The sequence below is a fragment of the Methylocella silvestris genome, assembly GCF_002891535.1.
In the GTDB taxonomy this organism is placed as follows: domain Bacteria; phylum Pseudomonadota; class Alphaproteobacteria; order Rhizobiales; family Beijerinckiaceae; genus Methylocapsa; species Methylocapsa silvestris_A.
Genome location: NZ_PDZR01000065.1, coordinates 1 through 752, shown reverse-complemented (window position 1 = coordinate 752; position 752 = coordinate 1). Strand labels below are relative to the sequence as shown.

At 63.6% G+C, this 752-nt stretch carries 1 protein-coding gene; it reads left to right on the top strand.

The genetic code is table 11. The features are described from left to right. A protein-coding gene (locus tag CR492_RS20250; RefSeq protein ID WP_102845504.1) for an IS5 family transposase occupies positions 1-752 on the top strand; the annotation gives its coding sequence in 2 pieces (ribosomal slippage) (positions 1-302 and positions 302-752; 753 coding nt annotated over the 2 pieces). This gene is flagged as partial in the annotation.

Below are 752 nucleotides of genomic sequence, written 5' to 3'. Positions count from 1 at the left end.
GTGGGCGTTCTTCGAGCCGTTTGTGACCACGCGCGGTGCGCACAGCGGCCGGCCGCCTCGGGATCATCGGCTGGTGCTCGACGGCGTGTTCTGGATCGCCCGCACCGGCGCCCAGTGGCGAGATCTGCCCGAAGTCTTCGGCAAGTGGGGTACGGTCTACCGTCAGTTCCGCCGCTGGAGCCTCTCGGGACTTTGGGATCTGCTGCTTGAGGTGCTGAACGACACCGAAGGCGTCGGGGAAACGGTCCAGATGATCGACAGCACTGTGATCCGGGCCCATCATTGCGCCGCCGGCGCAAGGGGGGGACTCATATTCAGGGTCTCGGGCGCTCGCGAGGTGGCTTTACGACGAAAATTCATCTCCGAACGAACGGAATTGGCCTCCCCGTAGCCGTCGATATCGCCCCCGGCCAGGCCTCCGACTACACGGGTGCGTTGCCACTCCTTGAAGCCGACGGACCGGAACCCGGGGTTCTGCTCGCCGATCGCGGGTACGATGCCGATGCGATCCGCGACGCGATGGTCGCACGAGCTGTCACGCCGATCATTCCGACACGGCGCAGTCGCAAGGTTCAGGTTCCCGTCGATGGCCACATCTACGCCCTCAGAAATCGGATCGAGCGCTGCTTCAACAAACTGAAAAACTGGCGCCGCTTGGCGACCCGCTACGACAAGACCGCCGAAAGCTACCGCGGCTTCGTCCTCATCGCCGCCGTCCGACTATGGATGAGGGTATTTGTCAACAGGACCTA